Source organism: Mesorhizobium wenxiniae (assembly GCF_002284535.1).
Taxonomy (GTDB): domain Bacteria; phylum Pseudomonadota; class Alphaproteobacteria; order Rhizobiales; family Rhizobiaceae; genus Mesorhizobium; species Mesorhizobium wenxiniae.
Genome location: NZ_NPKH01000039.1, coordinates 22,153 through 44,087, shown reverse-complemented (window position 1 = coordinate 44,087; position 21,935 = coordinate 22,153). Strand labels below are relative to the sequence as shown.

Sequence of the window (21,935 nt, the reverse complement as noted above, 5' to 3'; positions counted from 1 at the left end):
CCGGACGCGGCGTATCTGCGACCTGACGATCCGGCCACTGGGAAGACACGTTCTGGGAACGGGCAAGCGAAACGCTTGATAACTCGGTGATAGGAACTGCGCCCATGCCCGCTCTCAACACTCGATCGGCCTCAGCCGTCCAGACGGCGCGCCGCCTCCTGAATTCAATCATTGCGGTGGTGGCTCTGACGGCCGCCATCATTGCATCTGCAGCGCCGGCTTTGGCGCACGACGCCACGCCGACTGCAGCGAGGCCGCAAGGCTGGAGTTACCCATTCTCCTGTTGTTCTGGTTACGATTGCCGCGCGGTCTCGCAGACGTCGATCAGCGAACGTCCGGAGGGCTATGTCATTAAGGGGACAGGTGAGGTCGTGGCCTACAGCGATGCACGGATCAAGAATTCGCCCGATGGCGAATATCACTGGTGCTCGGTCGCCGGCGCGAACGACGGAAAGACCATCTGCCTGTTCGTGCCACCGTCTTCGTTTTAATGCTTGTCGCCCAAAAGCTTGCCGAAGGGCCTGAGCCATGGCCTGACCCGGGATGCGCAGCGGTTTTGGGATAACGACGGGCATCAAAAAGATTGAAGCGCGCCACGCGTCCGACGCAGGCACCTGCTGACAGGCAGTTGTCGGGAACGTCTCTCTATGTTTGTCTTGCCGTGCGGGCGGCAGGCAATCGTGAGGGAGGCGTTCATGACCATAAAGGCAAGCTGCCACTGCAGGGCGACGACGTTCGAAGTTTCGGAAGCGCCGCAAACCGTAACGCAATGCACCTGCTCCTTCTGCTCGAAGCGCGGCTCGTTGTGGGCATACTACACGCCGTCGCAATTCAAGCTCACCAGCCCGCTCAAGAATGTCTCGTTCTACCGGTGGGGGTCGAAAATGATCAAACACGGTTTCTGCGCCACCTGCGGCTGCGGCACCTTCACCGAAACGCCGGACTGGTCGACCGGCAAGCCGGATTTCGACAATCCGAAGATCAGCGTGAATTCGCGCCTGTTCGACAATTTCGACCTCGATCAGGTCGAGGTCGTTGTCATCGACGGCAAAAATCTCTGGTAACCGATAATCTCTGGTAACCGATCAAAATCGCGCAATATTGCGGCCGTGGAATTCACCCGGGAAAAGCCACAGGCAGCCGCTTTTCCCGTCCGCTTTTCGCCGCATTTCATGTTACAACGAGCCCGGAAGGGCTGATATGGCGCGCCGTCGGCGCGACGCTTGGAGAGGGATTACCCGATGAAAAAGACTGTGCTCGTCGCCGTGGCGACGGCTGTGCTCGTGAGTGCCTGCACCACAACCGATCCGTACACCGGAGAGCAGAAAGTTTCCAACACTGCTGCCGGCGCCGGCATCGGCGCGCTGGCGGGTGCGGGGCTCGGCCTGCTTGCCGGCGGCAACGATCGCCGTAATGCGCTGATTGGCGCTGGCGTCGGCGCGCTCGCCGGCGGCGCCATCGGCGCCACGATGGACCAGAACGAGGCCGAACTGCGCCGGCAGCTTCAGGGCTCCGGCGTCAGCGTCACGCGCACCGGCGACCAGATCATCCTCAACATGCCGTCCGACATCACCTTCAACGTCGACCAGGACGCGGTGAAGCCCGGCTTCTATCAAGTGCTGAATTCGGTCGCAGTTGTGCTGAACAAGTTCCGGCAGACCACCGTCGACGTGTTCGGCCACACCGACTCGACCGGTGGCGACGAACACAATTTCGACCTGTCGCAGCGCCGCGCGCTGGCCGTTGCCAACTATCTGTCCGGGCAGGGCGTCGATTCCCGCCGCTTCGCCGTCACCGGCTTCGGCAAGACGCGTCCGATCGCTTCCAATGCGACGGCCGCCGGCCGTGCTCAGAACCGCCGCGTCGAAATCCAGCTTTCACCGCTCACCTGAGCTGGACCATGATCCCGGACCTTCGGGTTCGGAAAAGATCATGTTCAGATACGAACCCGGCATCGAACATGAAGACGGCCCCGCAAGGGGCCGTTTCCGTTTAGGTATTCTGGATTTAAAGGCGGACTGGTATTTGATCAGACCTTGGCGACGATGCGCATGAAGGCGGGCATGTCGTCGCCGAATCCGACGGTCGCGTCATTGTCTTCCAGGCGATGGCGGGCAGGGCGATTGCCGTCGCGCTGCGGCCTGGTGTCGCCACGTTCCGGCGCACGCTGTTCGTTGCGATTGCGATCGGGCGAAGCCTTACGTTCGGGCGAAGCTTGGCGCTCGCTATTTTCCGAGCGGATCGCTTCCTTGCGCGCGCGTCGCTCACCGGCATCGGCGACCGCGGTCTCGGCCGCCACTGCCTGTTCCTCGCGCACCACAGCCGGTGCTGCAGCTTCGCTTTGCTTGGCGTGGCGTTCGCGTGGCTTGCGTTCGCCCCTGTCCTTGCGGTCATCGTCCTTGCGGCCGGCGCGGCGCGGGGCGCCGCGGCCACGGCGGGGAGCATCGTCCTCTCCGCCCTCGCTGGCGACGACCGTCGACAGATCGCCGTCATGCCACTCGATCTTGTTGCCGATCAGCCGTTCGATCGCGTCGATGTATTTGGTGTCGGACTTGGTGGCGATGGTGAAGGATTTGCCCGAGCGTCCGGCACGGCCGGTGCGGCCGATGCGGTGGACATAGTCCTCGGCATGGATCGGCACGTCGTAATTAAAGACGTGGCTGACATCGGGGATGTCGAGGCCGCGCGCCGCAACGTCCGACGCAACGAGGTAGCGCAGTTTGCCGTCACGGAAATTGGCCAGCATCTGCATGCGCGCGCGCTGGTCCATGTCGCCATGCAGCGCGCCGGCGTCGAAATCATATTTCAGCAGCGAGCGGAAAAGCTCCGAGACCTCGATCTTGCGGTTGCAGAAGATGATGGCGTTCTTCAGCTCCGCATCCTCGGCCCTTATCAGATTGCGCAGCGTCTCGCGCTTGTCCCAGGGTTTCGAGCCGGATTTCACCAGCCGCTGGATGATGTTTGTGGCGGCGGACGCGGCCTTCGAAACCTCGACGCGCACCGGCGCGTGCAGGAATTTCTCGGTGAGCTTGGTGATCTCAGGCGGCATCGTCGCCGAGAAGAACAGCGTCTGCCTCGTGAACGGGATCATCTCGCAGATGCGCTCGATGTCGGGAATGAAGCCCATATCGAGCATGCGATCGGCCTCATCGATGACGAGGATCTCGACGCCGTTGAGCAGAAGCTTTCCGCGCTCGCGGTGGTCGAGCAGGCGGCCGGGCGTCGCGATCAGCACGTCGGCGCCGCGCTCCAGCTTCTTGTCCTGCTCGTCGAACGACACGCCTCCGATCAGCAGCGCGATGTTGAGCTTGTGGTTCTTGCCGTATCTGATGAAATTCTCTTCGACCTGCGCGGCAAGCTCGCGCGTCGGCTCGAGGATCAGCGTGCGCGGCATGCGGGCGCGGGCCCGGCCCTTTTCAAGCCGGGTCAGCATCGGCAGCACGAACGAGGCCGTCTTGCCGGTGCCGGTCTGGGCGATGCCCAAAATATCCTTGCCGAGCAAGGCGTGCGGTATGGCGCCGGCCTGGATCGGCGTCGGTTCGGTGTAACCGGCATCGGTGACTGCGGAAAGGACCTTCGGCGACAGGCCGAGGTCTGTGAAGGTCAACGCTTCTTGAGCGATCTGGGCGTCTGAGGACAAGTTTGGCTGTCTTTGGCTGGTTCGGGGGCGCAACATAAGCAGTCGCGGCAAGCGCCGCGCGCCTGCAAGATTGGTATTGCAGGTAGGCGCAAGCCCACGATTTGTCAACAGAAACGGGCGGGGAATGGTGTGATTGTGAAGTCGTAACCTTAATCGCGGTTCTTAATCGAGCTGCCCGTTCGCTGTACCGGCTCAGTAACGGAACTGTTCGGCAAGAATACGCTCGTTCCACGAGTGGCTCGGATCGAACAGCAGCGTCGCCGTCACCGTTGGCGATTCTCGCACCGTCACCGAGGTTACGGCCTTCACTTCGGTGTGGTCGGCGGCGGCGTTCACCGGCCGCTTTTCCGCCTCCAGAATGTCGAAACGAACCGTCGCCTTGTTGGAAAGCAGCGCGCCGCGCCAGCGGCGCGGGCGAAACGGACTGACCGGGGTCAGCGCCAGCAGCGGCGCGTCGAGCGGCAGGATCGGCCCGTGCGCGGACAGATTGTAGGCGGTCGAGCCGGCCGGCGTCGCGATCATCACGCCATCGCAGTTCAATTCCTCGAGCCGCACTTGCCCGTCGACTGTGATCCGGATCTTGGCCGTCTGGTAGGACTGGCGCCACAGCGCAACCTCATTGATCGCCAGCGCTGAAATCGTTTCGCCCTCTGCCGTCACCGCCTGCATCTCCAGCGGACGGATCGTTTCGGCAACGGCCGCCGCGATGCGCCCCGTCAAACCGCCGGCGCGATACTCGTTCATCAGAAAGCCAATGGTGCCACGGTTCATGCCGTAGACTTTTTTTCCCGTGCTCATCGTGTCGCGCAAGGTCTGCAACAGGAATCCGTCACCGCCGAGGGCGACGACGATCTCTGCATCCTCGATGGACGTCTGGCCATAGCGCTCCGAAAGGCTCTCCAGCGCCGCCTTGGCATCGGCGGTGTCGGACGAGACGAAGGCGAAACGGCTGGCGGCTTTGTTCATGGCTCCCCATTGGCGATGTGGATGGCGACCGGTTGGTGGCGACCGGTTGCATGGGCCGCGCCAGCGCCGGGTTAGCATGGGACGGCAAATCTGCAAAGGGAGGCATGGGCTGCCTAGACGCAGCGCCGGGAAGAGCGCTGGCCAGGCGCTCGCGCATCGTATCGGGTGACAAGCGAATGTGATGGTTAAGACGGGGATTAAACTCTCGTAAAGCCGGATCGATCATGTTAGCCGGCAGTGGATGGGCGGCGTGGGGGCCAGCCAGTCGGACCGATCTATTGCCGGTAACACGCCTGATTATCATCGTCCTGATGCTGGGAAGTTTTGCTCTTGCCTTTGCCCAACTGGTGCGCCAGTCGGAAGAGACGAGTTTGAGACCCCAACCCACGGCTTCACGCTGCGGCGATGCCGCCGGCACGCCGTGCCCGCAAAGGGCGTTGTGAATACGTCAAGCACTTCTCGCGATGCGATACACCGGTGCTTATCGCGCCTGCAGCAGATGACAGCCGGCCTGCCGCTTTTGTGCGAGATACTGGTCGATAAGCTGGTGGTAGCGTACCTTGCCGAAGCTCGGGAAGTGACCGCCATGCACGACCGCGACATCGAGCTCGCGCATCCGTAGCAGCGTTTCGACATAGTCGTCGACGGCGGAATGATAGACATCGTCGATCAGCGGGCCGTCATAGACGATGTCGCCGGAAAGCAGGATGCCGGTCTTCCTCTCGTAGAGCGCGATGCCGCCGGGCGAATGACCCGGGGTGTGGATTACCTCGAAGGCACGGTCGCCGAGATCGACGACATCGCCTTGCCCGAGCAAGCGATCGGCCGGCGCCGGCAGGATCCGGTAGCGCGCCGCGTCCCAGCCTAGCGGCATTCCATCGAACATTGCGTCGGTAGCGTAGCGGTCGGCAACCGTCCATTCATTGCGCGGATCGGCGAGGATTTCTGCCTCGGCCCGATGCACGCAGCGGTCCGGAAATTCGTGATGGCAGCCGATATGGTCGAAATGCGTGTGGCTGGCAACGCAAATGATCCTTCGCTCCGTCACCAGCGGCACGTGACGCCGCAGGCTGAAATGGCCGAGGCCGGTGTCGTACAGGAGATCGCGGTCGCGACCGCGCACATGCCAGATGTTGCAGCGGAAGAACGGCTTGATCCACGGCTCGTGGATCAGCGTCACGCCATCGCCCATGCGGATGGTTTCATACCAATTCGGAGCGTCGATGACCGGAAGCGCGCCCATGGCTCAACTCGCCAGAAGGATGATGTCGCCAGCGTCGCACGAAACGGCAACGATGTCGCCCGGCTGGACGGCCGCAGCGGCGGCAACCTTGGCGATGAAGTGCAGCGCCGGGTCCTGCGCAGAAACGGCGAGCACGCGCTTGAAGCTGCCTTGAAACACAACGTCGCTCACCTTGGCCGTGCCGAGCCCTACAGCGCCGCCGGCCGCGCCGAGAACAAGGTGTTCCGGACGCACGGCGAGGGCGACAGTCGTCCCGGCCGGCAATGCGCCGGTCAGCGAAAGCGGTCCGACCTGAGTAGCCACAGCGATTGTTCCGTCCTTAGCCGCCGTCACCGCTCCGGATATCAGCGTGCTTTCGCCCATGAAGGTCGCGGAAAAGCGCGTCGCCGGCCGCGCATAGACGCGCTCTGGCGGCCCTTCGTCCTGGATGCGCCCATCATTCATCACCACGCAATGGTCGGCCAGTGCCATTGCCTCTTCCTGGTCGTGGGTGACATGGATGAAGGCGGTGCCGACCCGCTTCTGGATCGCTTTTAGCTCGTCCTGCATCTGCCGGCGCAATTTGAGGTCGAGCGCGCCGAGCGGCTCATCGAGCAGCAGCACGGCCGGCTCGACCACCAGGGCGCGGGCCAATGCGACGCGCTGCCGCTGGCCGCCGGAAAGCTGGTGCGGCTTCTTGTCGAAAGCGGTGGACAGCCCGACCAGCGCCAGTGCCTCGCGCGCCCGCGCGTTCCGCGTCGCGGCATCGATGCCTTGCATGCGCAGGCCGAAGCCGACATTGCCGCCGACGCTCATATGCGGAAACAGCGCATAGTCCTGGAACACCGTGGTCGTCGGGCGTTTGGCAGGTGGCACGGCGGTGCAGTCCTCGCCGCGAATCAGCACTTTGCCTTCGCTCGGCGTGACGAAGCCGCCGAGAATGGACAGCAGCGTCGTCTTGCCAGAGCCCGACGGCCCGAGCAGGATCGTGTAGCTGCCCGGCTCGATTTGCAGCGACACGTTCTTCAGCACGGTCTGCTGACCGAAGCGATGCGAGACAGAGCATATATCGACCAGCGGCGCGGTCATGCCGGCTTTCTCCGCAACAGCATCAGTTCGAACATTACCACCAGCACGATGGAGACGGCGAAGACCAGCGAGCCGACGGCGTTGGTCTTGGGATTGAGGCCTGAGCGCAGCAGGTTCCAGATCTCGACCGGCAGCGTCGTGTCGAAACGCGTCAGCAGGAAGGAAATCACGAATTCGTCCCACGAGAAGGTCATCGACAGGAAGAAACCGGCGAAGATCGCCGGCGCCATCACCGGCACTGTGATCAGCAGCAGCACCTTCCACTCGGGCGCGCCGAGGTCGCGCGCGGCGCGCTCGATGTTGATCTGGTGGTCGCCCATCTGGCTGTAGATGATGGCAAAGCACAGCGGCAGGTTGATGACGACATGGCCGATGCCGGCGGCAAGCAGCGATTTTGGCACGCCGGCCCAGTTGAACAGCACCAGCAGTCCCATGCCGATGATGAGATAGCTCACCGTCAGCGGCAGCGTGATCAGCCCGCGCAGCAGGCCTGAGCCGGGCAGGACGAAGCGTGCAAAACCCCAGGCGGAGAGGAAACCCAGCGTGACGGCGACAGCTGAGGAGATGGCTGCGACTAGAAGCGAATTGACCAGCGCCGAAGTCAGCCGGGTGTCGGCGAGCACGGCGTCGTACCAGCGCAGCGACGGCCCGGTGAAGGGCGGGATCGGAAACGACGTCGCCTGCAGCGAAAACAGCACCAGCACGACCACCGGCAGGAAAATGAAGCCATAGATGGCTATGGCGTAGAGGCCGGACAGGATGCGAATGGCTTTGGCCACAGTGGAGGAGCGCATGGTCAGGCCCGCTCGATCTTCAGCCAGCGGGCGCAGGCGAGATAGGCAATGGTAACCACGGCCATCAGAATGATCGACAGCGCCGAGGCGAGCGGAAAGTCGCCGCGCCGGCCGATCTGCATCATCACCAGCTGCGGCATCAAAAGTTCGTTGTTGCCGCCGAGGATCTGCGGTGTGATGTAGTCGCCGATGCACAGCACGAAGGTGAGAAAAGCGCCGACCATGATGCCGGGCATCGTCAGCGGCAGGACGACATGCAGGAACGTGCGGACCGGCCCGGCGCCGAGATCGGCGGCAGCTTTGCGGTAGCTGGGACTGAGCTGCTTCAGATTGGCGAAGATGGTCAGCGTCAAAAGCATGACGAAGAAATGGACGAAGCCGATGATCGTGGCCAGCCGTGTGTTGGCCAGTTGCACCGGTTCCGCAAACAGGCCTGAGCCGGTCAGCGCGCGGTTGATCACGCCGTTCTGCGCCAGCACCAGCAGCCAGGAGTAGGAGCGCACGACATAGGAAGTCCAGAACGGCAGCACCGCCAGCATCAGCGCCAGCCGCTGCCAGCGCGCCGGCACCTGTTCGGCCAGGATCCAGGCGAAGGGGTAGGCGAGCAGCACCGAGATCAGGGTGACGATGGCGGTGACCTGCAGCGAGTTCACCATCGCCTGCCAATAGGCCGGATTGTTGAAGAACTGGCTGTAGTTTGACAGGGTGAAGCCGCCGCCATCATGCGCCGTCAGGCTGGAAAGCGCCATGGCCAGGAAAGGCAGCACGAAGAACAGCAGCGTCCAGCCGAGCGCCGGCGTGACCAGCGCCCAGGGCAGGGCACGTCCACTGTTCGTGGCAGAGTTCATGACCGGCGACCGGTCATTGCGCCTGCAGCATTTCGGTCCAGACGTCCTGCATCTTCTTGTCGAGATCGGCATTCGGCGCCGGATAGGGCTGGGCGCGGGCCAGGAAATCCGGCTGCTCGTCGAAGCGCAGGATCTTCTTCTGCTCATCGGTCAGAGCCGCCTTGGTATTCGCCGGCATGCCCCAATAGCAGGCCGAGGTGGAGAGCCGCGCCTGGCCTTCAGGGCTCATGATGTACTGGATGAATTTCAGCGCCATATCCTTGTTTTTGGAATCCTTGAACATCGCCAGCGACTGCGACCACAGCACAGCACCTTCTTTCGGGATTGAGAAATCGAGCGCAGGGTTCTCCTTGGCCAGCCCGGCCGTCACCCATTCGCCGCCGCCGACCAGAATGTCGACCTCGCCGGTTGCCAGCGCGGTCTGGCTGGCAGTCACCTCGCCGACCAGCTTGGCGTTGGCCTTCATCTTCAGCAGCTCTTCCTTGATGGCGGGAAGGTCGGCTTCGGTCAGCTCGGCGGTCTTCTTGCCGATTGCCAGTGCGGCCATGCCAATGACCGGCAGATAGTAGTCGTAGATGGCGATCTTGCCCTTGTACTTATCGCTGGTCAGCGCAGCCATCGACTGCATGTCGGCCGGATCGACCTTGGTCTTGTTGTAGCCGATCGTGTTGTAGCCGAATTTTTCGGTGATAGCGTAGCGCTTGCCGTCGACCACGGTGGAGCTGTCCATCTTCACCTGGGGAAAGAGGTCGGCCAGCGGCAGTTTGTCTTCCGGCAACGGCTCGAACAGGCTTTTTTCGACGCCGCGCGGTACGTCGATGCTGTCGATCACCATCACATCCCAGTCGCCGGGCTGCGACTGTTCGACGATCGCCAAGCCGGCGCCGGTGCCTTCGAACTCCTTGACATTGACCTTGACGCCGTTGGCCTCCTCGAAGGGCTGCAGCAGTGCCGGATCGGCGTGATCGCACCAGATCAAGGCATTGAGATCGGCTGCCTGGGCGAGGCTGCCCGTCGCCAGCAGCAGTGCTGTCGCGGCACACGCGGCGTGAAAACGGCTCTTCAGGACGGAAAGCGGGTTCTTGGTAGTTGGATTCGTAGCCTTCAGATTGATGGACATCGAGTGTTTTCCCTTGCCTTTTTGGCTTCTGGCAAAAAATTGAACCAATTCTAAAATTGAGTCAATTCGGTTTTTATGGCAAATAGCAGATATGAGCGGATTGCGGGCAAGGCAAAAGGCGGATCGGCACCGCCGCATCATCGAGGCGGCCGCGGAGCTTTTCCGCGATGCCGGCTACGAAGGCGCCAAGATCGAGACCATCGCCGCGCAGGCCGAGGTCTCGGTCGGCACGATCTACAACTATTACCAGAACAAGGGCGACATCCTCGGCGCCATCGTTTCGATGGAGGTCAACGAGGTGCTCAATGCCGGGCAAGGCGTCGTCGCCAACCCGCCGGCCAATGTCGGCGATGCGCTGGACACGCTGCTCGGCATCTATATCGAGCATTCACTGCATTATCTCAGCAAGGAGATGTGGCGGCAGGCGATGGCAATCTCGACGCAACTGCCCGACAGCCCGTTCGGCCAGGCTTATACCGCGCTTGACCGGGCACTGACCGAGCAGATCCGCGCGCTGATCGCGAGGCTACAGGCGCTCGGCCTGGTACGCCGCGATATCGACGGGCAGGCCTTGGGCGAGCTGGTGTTTAACAACATGAACATGATGTTCATCGAGTTCGTGAAGCGTGATGAGGCGAGGATCGCCGAATTGCGGGCGGCAATACGAAGGCAGAACCGGATTTTGGTGGCGGCGATTGCGGTTTGAAGCGGGTAACCGTCTCAGGACCGGTCAGGAAGAACGGATTTCTGGCCAAAGGCACCGGTTCATACCAGTGGTTTGCAATACCAATTGTGTTTATTTTGGATACGGTGTGGATTTCGGCGGTTCTTGGCGCCTACAAGTCAGTCAGGGTGAGGAACACGTTCACCAAGACGGTCGCATCTGGTCAAGTCGCGAGCGTGTCATAGAGGCGATAAGGCGCCTGCCACTCAGGCGCTGAATTCCCATCAACATTTAGCACGATCGGCAATTCTACCGGGCATGCTTGGGTGGCCGCGCACGGGGAAACGGCACGAGGGTCAATGGCGCCTTGCGGAATTCCGCGATGGCTATTTCCTCGATCAGGGAATCCAGCGCCTCGCTGACGCGCTGGCTCGTTTCGTCCATGCCGCAGAGCCGGTTTTGGGCACACTCCAAGAGCTCGCGCGCAGCGGCGAAGTCGCTTCGCATGACATCACCCATTTGGTTTTAACCCGCCGCCCTGACATTGTTGACGCGCCAAATTGAGCGATTGCTAATATACGCAGGGGCATTTTAATCGAATGGCATTAGAATGGGCCGGCCAGCAGGAGATGCCGGCCGGCCAGCATCGCCCTGTTGCATCAGGTTGGTTCGACTGAATTTTTCAGATGCCCCGGACGCTATCTGGAGAGGTTCGGGGTTTTGCGTTGCAGAACGCAAAGATTAGTCCTGATACGATCTTGGCCGGCTTAGAAATTCTCTCGCGGCGGCAATTTGGCGTCGATGCTCGCGCAGGAAGGTCAGGCTGAAACAGATCGAAAAGGCCAGTCCTGAAAGGACTATAGTTGCTTGCGAGGTCGGATCGGGATCGGGAATCATCAGGAAGCGGAAACCGAACGCCAACGCGAGGGCAACAAGGCTGCCATACATGCCACCAATAAAGGGGGCGATCGTGCGTTTCTGCTCCAACAGAGACTCCTATGGTTTCCACTAGGGAATATAAGCGTTGGAACTGATATGCTACGGTCCCAACCTGTGGAAATCGGGGATGAGCAGATATCGACCGCCTGAAGCAACGCGCGCCCGCCGGTGCCGTTGTACCGTCGCGCTATGCCGTGCAGCGCGCGATCATGCCCTTATGGACACGGGTTGGGTTGTACGCACCTTCCAAGGGCGGGGAAAAGGCAAAGGCGCCAGCCGCTATGTTCCCGTCATCAACGTTCTGGAGTTGGCAACCCAAGGCAAATTTCCGCACCGGCCCACGATACCGGGCCAGTTGATGAGCAGGATGAACCGGCTCACGTCAATGGGCCATCAGCGGCCCACGACGCCAGAGAGGGCGAGAAAGAGACATACGGGCACAGGATGGCGAGGGACAAGTTTGCCGAGATGCTTCGCCAACTCGGCGTGAACGATGAGGGTGAAATCGAATTTCGCCGTGTTTTAGTCGATTTCTGGACTGGCAAAGATGAGGAGGGATCGAGAGGTGGTGCCCATATCCCGACGAGTTGAACGACAATCTGCCTCGCGAAAATGATGACAACGACGCCATTCGCTCTCTGCATTGGAAGGAAGCAGCATGAAGACCAGACATAGCGACAGAAGGGAGCATCAATGGCGGCCACCGTACCCGGCGACAGCGACCGACCATTCCGCGGTAAGCGCCTATCGTGGGGCGAATTCTACACCCTGCGGCCAGACCTCGAGCCGGTGAATGACAATGCCGATCAAGACTCTCTGCGCCGCCTCGGTGCGCCGGGCACGTCGTCTGATGTCTCCTCGAGTATCTCGCGCCCGTAGCGGTAAACGAGATAGCCGATTAGCCCTAACAGCAGCAACCTGAACATCGATCGGTCTCCTTCTCTGGAGACAATCAACGCGGTCAGTCAATGACGGTTCCGCCATGACGCGGGGGCCGGGTCACATCTCTAGCGCAACGCCTTTTTTAAAAACCGCTCCGGGCCCATCGCGCACATTTTTCCAATTGAAAATATGGGGGTCACACAACGGCCAGACCGCGCGTACCTTTAGAAAAAGCCAACATGACGGGCTATTCGCTTAAGCATCCTGAGTGTTCCCAGACGGGCAGCAATCAACCACCAGAATATGCCGACCCGATTGGGGATCCGCTCTATTTGGTTAGATCCAGAGCAAGAGGCCTGGTGGGAGTTTGCGGATTCCTTGCCATGGTTGAACCGATCCCACAGGGGCATTCTCTCGATTGCCTCCCTTCTGGCCGGGCGATTTGACAGGCGGCGATCTCGGGACCAGTCGCATGAAATTGTTACGGCTTTGCCTCGGCTCAGTGGGTGCCACGCCCGCCGATTTTTGCAAACTGGAGTGGTCACCGCCGCTCGAGGACGATGATGATGACGAGGCGGCGGCGTTCTTCAGGTAGGGGGCTGTCCATATGCCGCTGCCCGACCACAGGAGCGGTTCCGCAAGTCAGCGCTAACGATCGGCAAGATGCTGGCCATGGGTCATCAGGCGACCATTCTTTGCGTGACAACAGGTTGCCATCATCAGAGCCGGCCTACTCTGGTGGCGCTTGGCAACCGCATTGGACAACCTACAGACAGCTCACAAATAGAGCCCGTTCCATCCCGATGGCATCGGGATGGAACTGCATCGCTTTGTTTGAGCATGATCTTTCCCGAAAACCGGGCTCCCGCCTTTTGCTACGCCGACCTTCGGTTCGGGAACATGGCTTTGAGGTGCTGTTTATCCAGTCCTTGTTTGGCCACGACAGCCCCTCGCGGGATGTTATTTCCCCGCGTAGGTCCTTCAGGTCACATAGAATGAGGCTGCGGTGAGCGAGAGATGTGGGGAAAGCGTGGCGAACTGTGTTTGAGATGCGCCGCCTGTGCCGTCGCTGTCATAGGAGAGCGCTCCAGTCGAACTGTTGTAGATGATGTGGTCGGAACTGTCATGCGCGGCTGTACCAGCAAAGAAAGCCGCGGATGGAAGCCCTCCCAAATGAAGCCCGGCAAAAATGGCGTCGTCGAGGTGGATCTTGTCCTGGTTGAAGTCGGTTATCCTGTCGACATTGCCGTTACCAAGGGCGCTATTGAAGACGAAAGTGTCGTTGCCGCCAAAGCCGCTCAACTTATCGGCACCGCCGCGGCCGTTGATGACGTTGGCGCCGGCATTGCCCTGGATGGTTTGGGCCAACCCGTTGCCGGTCAGGTTGATTGCCGTGGTGCCGGCGTCCTTTGTGGTGCCAAGGACTTCAATCGACAAGCCGGCCGAGAGAGCATAGCTCACGGAAGTCCACACCCTGTCTTGACCTTGGCCAGAGGACTCGACCACCTTGTCGCCGGCATTATCGACGTAGTAGTCATCGTTGCCGCCATAGCCGATCATCGTGTGGGCGCCGGTTTCCCGAAGTACATCGGCGCCGCTGGTGCCGTACAAAGTGCCATCGCTGGTGCCGCCGGGAGGAAGGACAGTCCCGGTCCCAGACCCAGTCTCGGTCCCGATCGCGCCAGTGGTTGGGGGAGTGACGTTGGCACCTGTAACGGTGTCGCCGCTGCCTGCCTTCTGATACAGCTGGATCTCATCGACTTGCATCTGCATCGACGAGGGAGTCGAACTATTAAGAGCCGTGTGCCATCCGGCCGCGTTCGAATTCGCGACCTGATTGCTCATGATCAGCTCCATCGGTTGATTGGGAATCTGCGCCTGTGCGCTGGTCACTTGCGCCATCTGCTTCCCGTCGAGATACCAGGTGATCGACTTACCAGGATCCCAGTTGATGCCGTATGTGTGGAAGCCGGCCGTGAGGTCGACGCCGCTGTCGACGACGCCACCAGCTACCCCTGACGGCCCGTGGAGGTGGTAGGAGAACGCTTGGTTTGCCGGTCCCGAACCGGTGAATCCACCCTCCTGTATATCGATCTCAAAATTGTCGCCGCTGCTGCCGGCGCCTTTGCCGGGCATCAGCCAGAGGGCTGGCCAAGCGCCGTCGCCGCTCGGCGCCTTCATGCTGATCTGAAGGTAGCCGCCATTGAATTCGAAGTTGCCATAGCTGCTGACGACGCCGGACGTGACAGGGAATGTATATGCCGACCCCTGAGCCACGCCGTTGACGGGCTGTTTAATTGCCGTGAGATTCAACAGCCCGTTGCCCACCTTATCTTGGCTCGGCATATTGTATTCGGCATTAAACCGGTTGCCCATCCCACTTCCGCCCGATCCATTGCTGTCCCACGGCCAGCCGTTGGCGGCATTGCTGGTGATGTAGGTATGCCAATCGCTGTCGAGTGCCGTACCGGAGAAGTTATCCTCGAAGACGAGGTCGCTAGAGGCAAAGCCTGTGGGTGCGGAAAGAGCCATTCCGTGATCCTTCTTTGGCGTTGAAAACAGGAATTCCACGCCGCGCATCGCCAAGGCGCGCGACATATCGCATGCCCGCTATTGGGCACCGCGAACGGATTTCAAAGTAGCGGAGATTTGGAAGTCCTCGCCCCGACATTATTGTCGAGCGAGCTTAACGCTGAACTCGCCATCGAAGGTGAGTTGTCGACGGGAATGCCCATCAGGCCCTCCCTTGAATCGGTGGGCGGGCGCGCAAGGTGTTCAACGGTTCGAGCCGCAGCCGAATTGAAGTCGAGCGCAGCTCTTTGGCGGAGGCACCGCCAAGCTTGCCGTTCAGTAAAAGCACGGTAAATCCTTAGTTAGTTGCGTTTTTCTTGTTTTCATTCCACCCGCGCCCTAAGTAAAACGCAGGCATTTCCGCTCTATGATTTATACACACATCGTCTTGTACCACGTGAGATGGATCATTCGTGGACGATGTACGCAAGCCAAGCGACCATTTGCGGCGAGAATGAGGCTAGGCGAAAACTTATTAACAGCTTCTAATATATCCGGTGCGTCGAACAACCACACCGAAACAGCCTTCCGGACGTCCTTCGAAAACCGTGTCCGTCGGTTAAAATGTCGCTGTTTTGGGGGCCTGTGGTTCGAGCGGGTCGTTCGCATAGAGGTCGTCGAAAAGCACGGCCGGGCTGCGTGGCGGATGGGCCGTCGGGCCTGGGCCGGAGCTGCCGGCCCGGATGTTCGACCGGCCATTTGCGCGGCCGATGCGCCGGCCCAGGTCCGCTGTTGCGGTTCGACTAAGCTCCAGTCTCTACACGTGTTGCTGAGCGACGTCGCCGGCGGCACGGCGGCGATGTCCGCATCATCCGTTTTCAATGATCGAAGGTGGAAGGCTGGCACCGTTATCGAGCGTACCCCACAGCACCGGACGGGCTGTTCAATCGCAACGCATCGAACAGCGCCAAAACCTGCAACCGCATCCAAGGGAAGTACGATCGCTTACGCGGCTTGTTGAAATGGCTAATACATGGCCCTAGGCGCGAGGGAGCTTTCCCGCCGCAGGACGGCCCCCAATTTGAACCGCGCAACCAGTCGCCAAGGCTCCACCTCGTGGCCAAGTGCCAACCGGTTAGCGTGCTCTTTCGCTGCATCGTCATCTATGCAGGCTAGGTTGCGCACCCATGAATTGGCCGTGTTCCTTCAGAATGCAGAGCCGATAATGCGGCATCGCTTGTCCCTGATCGGCGACAACATTCTACCAGCAGCGTCGCTGTGGAACGCGAAGAGTTTGGTTCTTTCTTATGAGCTACCTCAGATGGGCCGCGTGCTATAAGGTGCCCCCCGGAACTTCGCAGCCGGCGGCTTGACGGCATCGAGAGTGTCGTTACATTTGTAATGACTAGGTTTTGTTTTTATCCGGTTGCGCCCACTTTCTGAGGTGCGCGGTTCGCACCTTGCGTGCAGCCCGGGGCAAGGGAGGAACTCTAGAACTCTGGAGCGACCTCAAGGCGGACCGGTGCCGACCTAAGATTCGTTCATTCCCAAAATGTGAAGTTCGATCAAGAGGGACGACTTGGGATTCCCGTTCTGGAGCTGGCCTTAGGGCCATGCAGAGAGCTGGTTGTTTTCATTCAAAGTCACAAGCAATTATTAGGTCGAAGCATTCGAAGAGGCAACTTAATCTGGCTCAAGCACACTGAGATGGGCAGAGATGATGTCAAGTAATGACCTCTATACCGGAAAAGATTATGCCGCTGCCAATCCGACCTGGCATGACGAAGACGGCGGTGTCAAGGCCGCCAGCATCGCCAAGATCGTGCGCGCCAACAATATCAGTTGCCAGAAAATCGTCGACACAGGTTGCGGGACGGGAGGCGTTCTGAAAGCCCTCCTTCAGCACGATATCTTCCGTGACTCAACGGCCATCGGCTACGATATCGCTCCCTATGCTATAAATTTGGCCAAACAGCGAGAAAGAAACAACCTAAGCTTTCACTGCAGTGACTTCCTGCAAACCAACGAAAACTACGATCTTCTTTTGTGCATCGATGTTTTCGAGCACGTCGATGACTATATGGGCTTTCTTAGAAGGCTCAGAGGACGTTCGAAATACTATGCATTTCATATTCCTCTCGACATTAGTATCGTCGGCCTTCTGCGCGGTCAGCACCTTAAGCAACGCAAGGAGGTCGGTCACCTGCATTACTTTGATCAGGCAACAGCTCTAGCGACTCTGCGCGACACGGGCTTCAAGATTATTGACGCACAGTACACTAGGACGGCGGAAGATATCCTGCAGATCCATCCCGAATGGCGAACCACGACAGCCATCCTCGGTAACGCCGCGCGGCGCATTGTCCGGACTGTTGCCGGAGAGGACCTGTCGGTGCGCTTACTCGGCGGCGCCTCACTGATGGTCCTCACTAGCTGAGGTGGTGTTAGGCGCGCGTCAGAACAACCGACTCCAAGTGGCGGCAAGGGAGATGTTTGATCCCAGGCTTTGATGGGGCATCCTTGTGTTCCGAATCAAAGGATGCGCTTTGGGCCAGGTTCTGCATGGGAGCGCCACGACGACAGAGGCGTCCGTCGAGCGATACAGCATAGTCAAGAGAGCCTGAGGACGCTGGCCAGGCGCTACGGGATCAACCAAAAGACCGTGACGAAGTGGAAGACGCGGACTTCGGTCGCCGATCTTCCGACTGGTCCGAAAGCGCCGCGATCGACGGTGCTCTCGGTCGAGGAGGAGGCGGTCATGGTCGCTTTCAGGCGCTATACGTTGCTACCGCTGGATGATTGCCTCTATGCGCTCCAGCCGACCATCCCCCATTTGACACGATCTTCATTGCACCGCTGTCTGCAGCGCCACGGCATCAGCCGCCCGCCTGCCGGAATATCGAAGGCGACAAGCCGGCGAAGAAGAAGTTCAAGAGCTACCCGAGCAGTTACTTCCACATCGACATTGCCGAGGTGAGGACCCAACAGGGCAAGCTGGACATGTTCGTCGCCATCGACCGCACCTCGCAGTTCGCCTTCGTCGAACTGCACGAGAAGGCCACCACCGCCATCTCGAGAGACTTCCTGCTGCGGCTGATCGCGGCCGTCCCTTACAAGATCCACACCGTGCTCACCGACGGCATTCAGTTCACCACCCCCGGCGCCGGAGGGTCGGCAGTGCCGCTGATCAAGGAGACGATCGCAAACGGCGAACGCTTCTGGGCCATGCCTTCGAACTGGCCTGCGCCAGGAACGACATCGAGCACCGCACGACCAAGGCCAAGCATCCATGGACCATCAAGGACGCCACCGTCAAACGCTTCTACTAGGAGAAACACGACCAACTCCGCCGGCATCTCGCCGACTTCATCGCGGCCTACAACTCGGCCGAAGACTTAAGGCCCTCAAGGGTCTCACACCCTACGAGTTCATCTGTAAGTCATGGGCCACTCAGCCCGAGCGCTTCACACTCAATCCGCTCCACCAGATGCCGGGACTAAACATCTAGGGGCATAGACCGTCGCGACGCAGCTTCGGGGCGCCGGAGATTCGGTCGACAGTCGGAATGCCGAAGCTCACGATGTGCGAGTGGTTATCCAGATGAAAGGAAGTCGCCAGCAATGGAATGGAACCTTTGTTTCCGCTCTTCGAAAGCGATCACTTGTGGCTCCTCCTGCGATCGTGATCGGCGTGCCTGGTCGCTGCGAAAAAATGCAACGGTTGGCTTCAGCCCGCCTTTCAGTGCCATGGTCGGTTGCCAGCCCAATTCGGCTTTGGCGAGGGATATATCGGGTCGGCGTTGTCTTGGATCGTCGCGGGGTAACGGCAAATTGACGAGTTTTGACGACGAGCCGGTTTCAGCGAGCACCAGTTCCGCAAGCTCTCGAATGGTGAATTCTCCATCATTTCCAAAATTGACTGGTCCCGTGAATGAAGCTCGACTGTCCATGAGGCGTACAAGACCATCTATTAAGTCATCAACGTAGCAGAATGAACGAGTCTGGTTGCCGTCACCGTAAAGCGTAATCGGCTCGCCGCTGAGTGCCTGAACAATGAAATTGGAAACAACTCGACCGTCAGCCCGATGCATCCGGGGGCCGTATGTGTTGAAGATGCGCGCAATCTTGATTTCAAGGCCGCATTGTCGGTGATAATCGAAAAATAACGTTTCGGCGCAACGCTTTCCCTCATCATAGCAGGACCGAGGACCAATGGGGTTCACATTGCCCCAATAATCCTCGGTTTGAGGATGAACCGCAGGGTCGCCATAGACCTCACTTGTTGAAGCCTGCAGAATTCGGATTTTGAGCCGCTTGGCGAGGCCCAACATATTGATTGCGCCTTGCACCGACGTTTTTGTGGTCTGCACCGGATCGTGCTGGTATTGGATGGGCGATGCAGGGCAGGCCAAGTTGTAGATTTCGTCGACTTCGACGTATAAGGGAAACGTGATATCGTGGCGCAGAAATTCAAAGCGCGGGTTCGCGTGTAGATGTTCAATATTGTACTTGGTTCCCGTGAAGAGATTGTCGACGCAGAGTATCTCATGACCATCGGAGAGCAGTCGATCTATTAGGTGGGAGCCCAGAAAGCCGGCTCCTCCGGTGACCAAAACGCGTTTGCGACTCTCATAAATCCGTGGCATGTGAATCTCCTTGCGAAATGAATAGGCTGACGCTGCATTGTGCCAGCGGCGAGAGTCACGTCCTGGACGTAACGCCCTTTTGTTCCGTGGCTATCTTTGGACCCTGCGAGATGGCGGCCCGTGCCCGTGCCTGCGTGTAAGCAATTGAAGTAGTCGCCAATCCGACAAAGATGGCGAGCGCCTGACCGATCTTGCCAGTCGCTGCGTATTCGAGGATGGAGCGCCCCAGAGTAAGGACGTAAAGCCGCTCGGAATCCAGCCCGTCCTTAGTCCCCGCTAAGCCTACGAGTGCCGCTTTGGAGGTCCCCTCCATGCGGCACCGATGGAGGAAATACTTCCAGGTCGTGCGTTCCGCTGTAACCACATGGCGAACGCTGGCCTCGGGTCTGTATATCCATACGCCTCCAATTTTTTTTGTGGCGCGGATACAAAACTCGGTGTCGTCGCATGTATTGGCTGAGCCCCTACCGCCGCCGATGCGTCCCATTTGACCGGCAAACCCGCCGCAGCCATGCAGCACTTCGGCGCGCACTGACATGTTCGCGCCTATCACATTACGCACTTCGCCACCATTTCGTACCCGCATTCCGCGATAGGTGCAGCCGATGATCCAGTTGAACTCAGGCGGGAACCACCAGGGCCGAGGTTTGCGCCATAGAGGCTCAATGCGTCCGCCGACGCCAAGCACGCGCGGATCGGCGTAGGGCACCAGCAACTCTTCTAGCCAGCGCTCATCGGCGATCGCATCGTCGTCGAGAAATGCCACGACCGGTGCGGTTGCCAATCCGGCACCCGTGACGCGACCGCCGCACAGTCCACGCACGTTATTGTTAGGTGTGACGACGATACCCTCGATCTCGCGCCGGGCTCGCTTCAAGAGAGCCTTATTGTTGTCGACGACGAGAATGATCTCGCGGGCAGGGCTGGTCTGGTTGCGCACCGACGCGATAGCGGCGTTCAAATCGTCCCAGCGATCGAGTGTGTAGGCGCAGATGACAACCGACGCATCGATCATGGCTGCTGGTTCCTTTCGCGGGCCTGTTGAATTGCGGCTGTTACGACGATATCGCGCGGGGCGCGCGTTTGGGTGCTGGCGGACCCGACCGCACGCTTCAACTCGTCCCAGCGGTCGAGCGTGCGCGCGCAGATCACGACGGAGACTTCGGTCATGGGACTTCCCGGATGATTTCTGAGGCCCGGCGGGTCTCGCGGGCCTGCGCCGCCCGGGCCGTCGCGGCTTTGAGAATGTTCCAAATCGCACTTCCGTCGTTGCGGATATCGAACTGGTCGTGTTCGTCGACGGGATAACGTCCGCTGTCCTGCCGGGATACCAGCCGCCACACCATCCAGCCGGCGCAGTTGCGATCACGCGTCAGCGTGTCGAGCCACATGGCGTAGGCTGCGGCCACGTTCTGATTGGAGCGGGCATAGCCGAACTCCTCCAGAAGCACCGGCTTCTTGGCGCGGGCGGCTAGCTGGCAGAACTCGGGGATCATCTCGTTGAATTGCTGGACCGTCAGCTTGTTATAGAGCGGGTAGCCGTGCCAGGTCCCGAAATCGAGAGTCGGGATCGTCAAATCGGCTAGCTTCGGGTCGAGAATGTTGGCATGCCCTGAGCTGACAAGGTGATTGGAATCGAGAGACTTGACGTAAGCCGACATTTCGCCAGTCCAGGCCAACCGCAAAGCCTCAGGCTGCGCATTGCCTTCGTTCATCAGCTCCCAGGCCATGATGGTCGGATCATCCCGGTAGGCGCGCCCGGTGAGCGGGTTGACTCGCTGCACGACGTGGCTGACCCAGGTCCTGTAGTCGCGCTTCGTGCGCGGATCCTGGAAGAAAAACTCCGACTTCTCTTTGCTGAGGTCGGTGTTGTACTGGCTCTGCACGCCTGGGGCGTCCCGGCTCCCATACCAGGCCCGCATCTGCTGGGCGCCGCCTGTGAAGGCCCAGAAATCCAGGACGGCGATGATCAGCCTCAGGCGTCGCTTGCCGGCCTCGGCGATGAGGAAATCAACCTTCTGCATGCCGTTGGCGCCGTCATTGATCGCCATCCTGTTTTGGCTCGGGTCCCAGTAGAGCAGGTACGTGCCCTTGACCGCGAGATTGCTGGCTTCGCCTTCAAGCCGCCAATCCCAGATCGTAGGCTTGCTTCCGTCGAGCGACCCGATCACCGGCTGGAGGAAGGTGCGGACCACATTGGCGCCCATCGCCACCGCGTCGTCGAGAACTCGGGTGACCTCATCCGGCGACCCGTAGGTCAGATAGTGGTTGTTTACGCCGGTCACGAAGAACGGCCTGCCGTCCAAGGTGAAGTTCGTTCCGGAAGTCTCGATGAAGGACGTTGCCGACGGATCATCCGCGGCGCTCGCGATTGCCGGAACGGATACGAACGCGAACACAAGCGCACACAACCACGCCCTGCGCAGTCCGTATTTCGCCCGTTGCCATTCGATAATCATCCCTCCACATGACCCTTGCCGGAGGCACAGCACAAGAACCCCGAAGGATTACCTCCTCTGACCTCGCACAGCCCGGCGTCGTTCGGGCATAGTGGTGCTTGGCCGCTTCCAGCCGCTCGAGTATGGACCGTGCTGTCAGGCATCTCTCAATCAAGT

General features: G+C 60.0%; 19 protein-coding genes and 1 pseudogene. 6 read left to right on the top strand and 14 right to left on the bottom strand.

Annotation, left to right across the window (positions count from 1 at the left end; genetic code table 11):
- Nucleotides 1-104 precede the first annotated feature (104 nt).
- From CIT31_RS30375 to CIT31_RS30365, 3 genes are all read left to right on the top strand, one after another.
- Nucleotides 105-491 carry a hypothetical protein gene (locus CIT31_RS30375; protein ID WP_065008216.1) on the top strand — a complete coding sequence of 129 codons (387 nt, stop codon included), beginning with the start codon at nucleotides 105-107 and terminating at the stop codon, nucleotides 489-491.
- A 204-nt stretch (nucleotides 492-695) separates the two neighbouring features.
- The gene (locus CIT31_RS30370) at nucleotides 696-1,064 is read left to right on the top strand and encodes a GFA family protein (protein WP_095521863.1); all 369 of its coding nucleotides are present in this window, start codon (nucleotides 696-698) and stop codon (nucleotides 1,062-1,064) included.
- Nucleotides 1,065-1,241: 177 nt separating this feature from the next.
- A complete protein-coding gene (locus tag CIT31_RS30365; RefSeq protein ID WP_095521574.1) occupies nucleotides 1,242-1,892 on the top strand; it encodes a YiaD family glycine zipper/OmpA-like lipoprotein in 651 nt (216 codons plus the stop codon).
- Between the two features lie 137 nt (nucleotides 1,893-2,029).
- Here CIT31_RS30365 and CIT31_RS30360 read toward each other — a convergent pair whose 3' ends face one another.
- The 7 genes from CIT31_RS30360 to CIT31_RS30325 form a co-directional block, all read right to left on the bottom strand.
- Nucleotides 2,030-3,640, bottom strand: a complete 1,611-nt coding sequence (locus CIT31_RS30360) for a DEAD/DEAH box helicase (RefSeq protein ID WP_165778605.1) — start codon at nucleotides 3,638-3,640, stop codon at nucleotides 2,030-2,032.
- A 192-nt stretch (nucleotides 3,641-3,832) separates the two neighbouring features.
- Nucleotides 3,833-4,606: an NAD kinase gene (locus CIT31_RS30355; RefSeq protein ID WP_095521572.1), complete on the bottom strand. Its 774-nt coding sequence runs from the start codon at nucleotides 4,604-4,606 to the stop codon at nucleotides 3,833-3,835.
- A 481-nt stretch (nucleotides 4,607-5,087) separates the two neighbouring features.
- Nucleotides 5,088-5,849 (bottom strand): MBL fold metallo-hydrolase, encoded by a 762-nt coding sequence (locus tag CIT31_RS30345; RefSeq protein ID WP_095521571.1) that lies wholly within the window; start codon nucleotides 5,847-5,849, stop codon nucleotides 5,088-5,090.
- Between the two features lie 3 nt (nucleotides 5,850-5,852).
- Complete coding sequence (locus CIT31_RS30340) at nucleotides 5,853-6,917, bottom strand: ABC transporter ATP-binding protein (protein ID WP_095521570.1); 1,065 nt, start codon at nucleotides 6,915-6,917, stop codon at nucleotides 5,853-5,855.
- A complete protein-coding gene (locus CIT31_RS30335) occupies nucleotides 6,914-7,711 on the bottom strand; it encodes an ABC transporter permease (RefSeq protein ID WP_425350680.1) in 798 nt (265 codons plus the stop codon). The genes CIT31_RS30340 and CIT31_RS30335 overlap by 4 nt, the downstream gene beginning before the upstream one ends.
- 2 nt (nucleotides 7,712-7,713) lie before the next feature.
- On the bottom strand, nucleotides 7,714-8,559 hold the full coding sequence (locus CIT31_RS30330; RefSeq protein ID WP_095521569.1) for an ABC transporter permease: 846 nt from the start codon (nucleotides 8,557-8,559) through the stop codon (nucleotides 7,714-7,716).
- A 13-nt stretch (nucleotides 8,560-8,572) separates the two neighbouring features.
- The gene (locus CIT31_RS30325; protein ID WP_095521568.1) at nucleotides 8,573-9,679 is read right to left on the bottom strand and encodes a polyamine ABC transporter substrate-binding protein; all 1,107 of its coding nucleotides are present in this window, start codon (nucleotides 9,677-9,679) and stop codon (nucleotides 8,573-8,575) included.
- A gap of 91 nt (nucleotides 9,680-9,770) precedes the next feature.
- Between CIT31_RS30325 and CIT31_RS30320 the strand changes: the two genes are divergently transcribed.
- Nucleotides 9,771-10,385, top strand: coding sequence for a TetR/AcrR family transcriptional regulator (locus CIT31_RS30320; protein WP_095521567.1), 615 nt, complete (start codon nucleotides 9,771-9,773; stop codon nucleotides 10,383-10,385).
- 267 nt (nucleotides 10,386-10,652) lie between these two features.
- On the opposite strand, the gene CIT31_RS30315 is transcribed toward CIT31_RS30320, so the two are convergent.
- The 3 genes from CIT31_RS30315 to CIT31_RS35575 all read right to left on the bottom strand — a co-directional run bounded on the left by CIT31_RS30315 (nucleotide 10,653) and on the right by CIT31_RS35575 (nucleotide 14,762).
- Nucleotides 10,653-10,862: a hypothetical protein gene (locus CIT31_RS30315; protein WP_342586968.1), complete on the bottom strand. Its 210-nt coding sequence runs from the start codon at nucleotides 10,860-10,862 to the stop codon at nucleotides 10,653-10,655.
- 222 nt (nucleotides 10,863-11,084) lie between these two features.
- Nucleotides 11,085-11,330: a hypothetical protein gene (locus CIT31_RS30310; RefSeq protein ID WP_127210427.1), complete on the bottom strand. Its 246-nt coding sequence runs from the start codon at nucleotides 11,328-11,330 to the stop codon at nucleotides 11,085-11,087.
- A gap of 1,815 nt (nucleotides 11,331-13,145) precedes the next feature.
- Nucleotides 13,146-14,762 carry a family 16 glycosylhydrolase gene (locus tag CIT31_RS35575; protein WP_095521566.1) on the bottom strand — a complete coding sequence of 539 codons (1,617 nt, stop codon included), beginning with the start codon at nucleotides 14,760-14,762 and terminating at the stop codon, nucleotides 13,146-13,148.
- Nucleotides 14,763-16,392: 1,630 nt separating this feature from the next.
- Between CIT31_RS35575 and CIT31_RS30300 the strand changes: the two genes are divergently transcribed.
- Both CIT31_RS30300 and CIT31_RS30295 read left to right on the top strand, forming a co-directional pair.
- On the top strand, nucleotides 16,393-17,112 hold the full coding sequence (locus CIT31_RS30300; protein ID WP_095521565.1) for a class I SAM-dependent methyltransferase: 720 nt from the start codon (nucleotides 16,393-16,395) through the stop codon (nucleotides 17,110-17,112).
- Nucleotides 17,113-17,221: 109 nt separating this feature from the next.
- Nucleotides 17,222-18,183 (top strand): annotated as a pseudogene (locus CIT31_RS30295) (transposase family protein).
- A gap of 84 nt (nucleotides 18,184-18,267) precedes the next feature.
- On the opposite strand, the gene CIT31_RS30290 reads toward CIT31_RS30295, so the two are convergent.
- The 4 genes from CIT31_RS30290 to CIT31_RS30280 are packed head-to-tail and all read right to left on the bottom strand — an operon-like array spanning nucleotide 18,268 to nucleotide 21,626.
- On the bottom strand, nucleotides 18,268-19,320 hold the full coding sequence (locus tag CIT31_RS30290; RefSeq protein WP_095521564.1) for a UDP-glucuronic acid decarboxylase family protein: 1,053 nt from the start codon (nucleotides 19,318-19,320) through the stop codon (nucleotides 18,268-18,270).
- A gap of 55 nt (nucleotides 19,321-19,375) precedes the next feature.
- Nucleotides 19,376-20,335 (bottom strand): glycosyltransferase family 2 protein, encoded by a 960-nt coding sequence (locus CIT31_RS30285; RefSeq protein ID WP_206073436.1) that lies wholly within the window; start codon nucleotides 20,333-20,335, stop codon nucleotides 19,376-19,378.
- Nucleotides 20,332-20,490, bottom strand: coding sequence for a hypothetical protein (locus tag CIT31_RS34505; protein WP_164759731.1), 159 nt, complete (start codon nucleotides 20,488-20,490; stop codon nucleotides 20,332-20,334). The genes CIT31_RS30285 and CIT31_RS34505 overlap by 4 nt, the downstream gene beginning before the upstream one ends.
- Nucleotides 20,487-21,626: a glycoside hydrolase 5 family protein gene (locus CIT31_RS30280; RefSeq protein ID WP_342586967.1), complete on the bottom strand. Its 1,140-nt coding sequence runs from the start codon at nucleotides 21,624-21,626 to the stop codon at nucleotides 20,487-20,489. The genes CIT31_RS34505 and CIT31_RS30280 overlap by 4 nt, the downstream gene beginning before the upstream one ends.
- Nucleotides 21,627-21,935: the final 309 nt, after the last annotated feature.

Coding starts and splice junctions, on each gene's coding strand:
- CIT31_RS30320 (WP_095521567.1), top strand. CDS start 9,771: ATGAGCGGATTGCGGGCAAGGCAAAAGGCGGATCGGCACCGCCGCATC.
- CIT31_RS35575 (WP_095521566.1), bottom strand. CDS start 14,762: ATGTCGCGCGCCTTGGCGATGCGCGGCGTGGAATTCCTGTTTTCAACG.
- CIT31_RS30330 (WP_095521569.1), bottom strand. CDS start 8,559: ATGAACTCTGCCACGAACAGTGGACGTGCCCTGCCCTGGGCGCTGGTC.
- CIT31_RS30370 (WP_095521863.1), top strand. CDS start 696: ATGACCATAAAGGCAAGCTGCCACTGCAGGGCGACGACGTTCGAAGTT.
- CIT31_RS30335 (WP_425350680.1), bottom strand. CDS start 7,711: ATGCGCTCCTCCACTGTGGCCAAAGCCATTCGCATCCTGTCCGGCCTC.
- CIT31_RS30355 (WP_095521572.1), bottom strand. CDS start 4,606: ATGAACAAAGCCGCCAGCCGTTTCGCCTTCGTCTCGTCCGACACCGCC.
- CIT31_RS30340 (WP_095521570.1), bottom strand. CDS start 6,917: ATGACCGCGCCGCTGGTCGATATATGCTCTGTCTCGCATCGCTTCGGT.
- CIT31_RS30345 (WP_095521571.1), bottom strand. CDS start 5,849: ATGGGCGCGCTTCCGGTCATCGACGCTCCGAATTGGTATGAAACCATC.
- CIT31_RS30300 (WP_095521565.1), top strand. CDS start 16,393: ATGATGTCAAGTAATGACCTCTATACCGGAAAAGATTATGCCGCTGCC.
- CIT31_RS30365 (WP_095521574.1), top strand. CDS start 1,242: ATGAAAAAGACTGTGCTCGTCGCCGTGGCGACGGCTGTGCTCGTGAGT.
- CIT31_RS30285 (WP_206073436.1), bottom strand. CDS start 20,335: ATGATCGATGCGTCGGTTGTCATCTGCGCCTACACACTCGATCGCTGG.
- CIT31_RS30315 (WP_342586968.1), bottom strand. CDS start 10,862: ATGGGTGATGTCATGCGAAGCGACTTCGCCGCTGCGCGCGAGCTCTTG.
- CIT31_RS34505 (WP_164759731.1), bottom strand. CDS start 20,490: ATGACCGAAGTCTCCGTCGTGATCTGCGCGCGCACGCTCGACCGCTGG.
- CIT31_RS30325 (WP_095521568.1), bottom strand. CDS start 9,679: ATGTCCATCAATCTGAAGGCTACGAATCCAACTACCAAGAACCCGCTT.
- CIT31_RS30290 (WP_095521564.1), bottom strand. CDS start 19,320: ATGCCACGGATTTATGAGAGTCGCAAACGCGTTTTGGTCACCGGAGGA.
- CIT31_RS30375 (WP_065008216.1), top strand. CDS start 105: ATGCCCGCTCTCAACACTCGATCGGCCTCAGCCGTCCAGACGGCGCGC.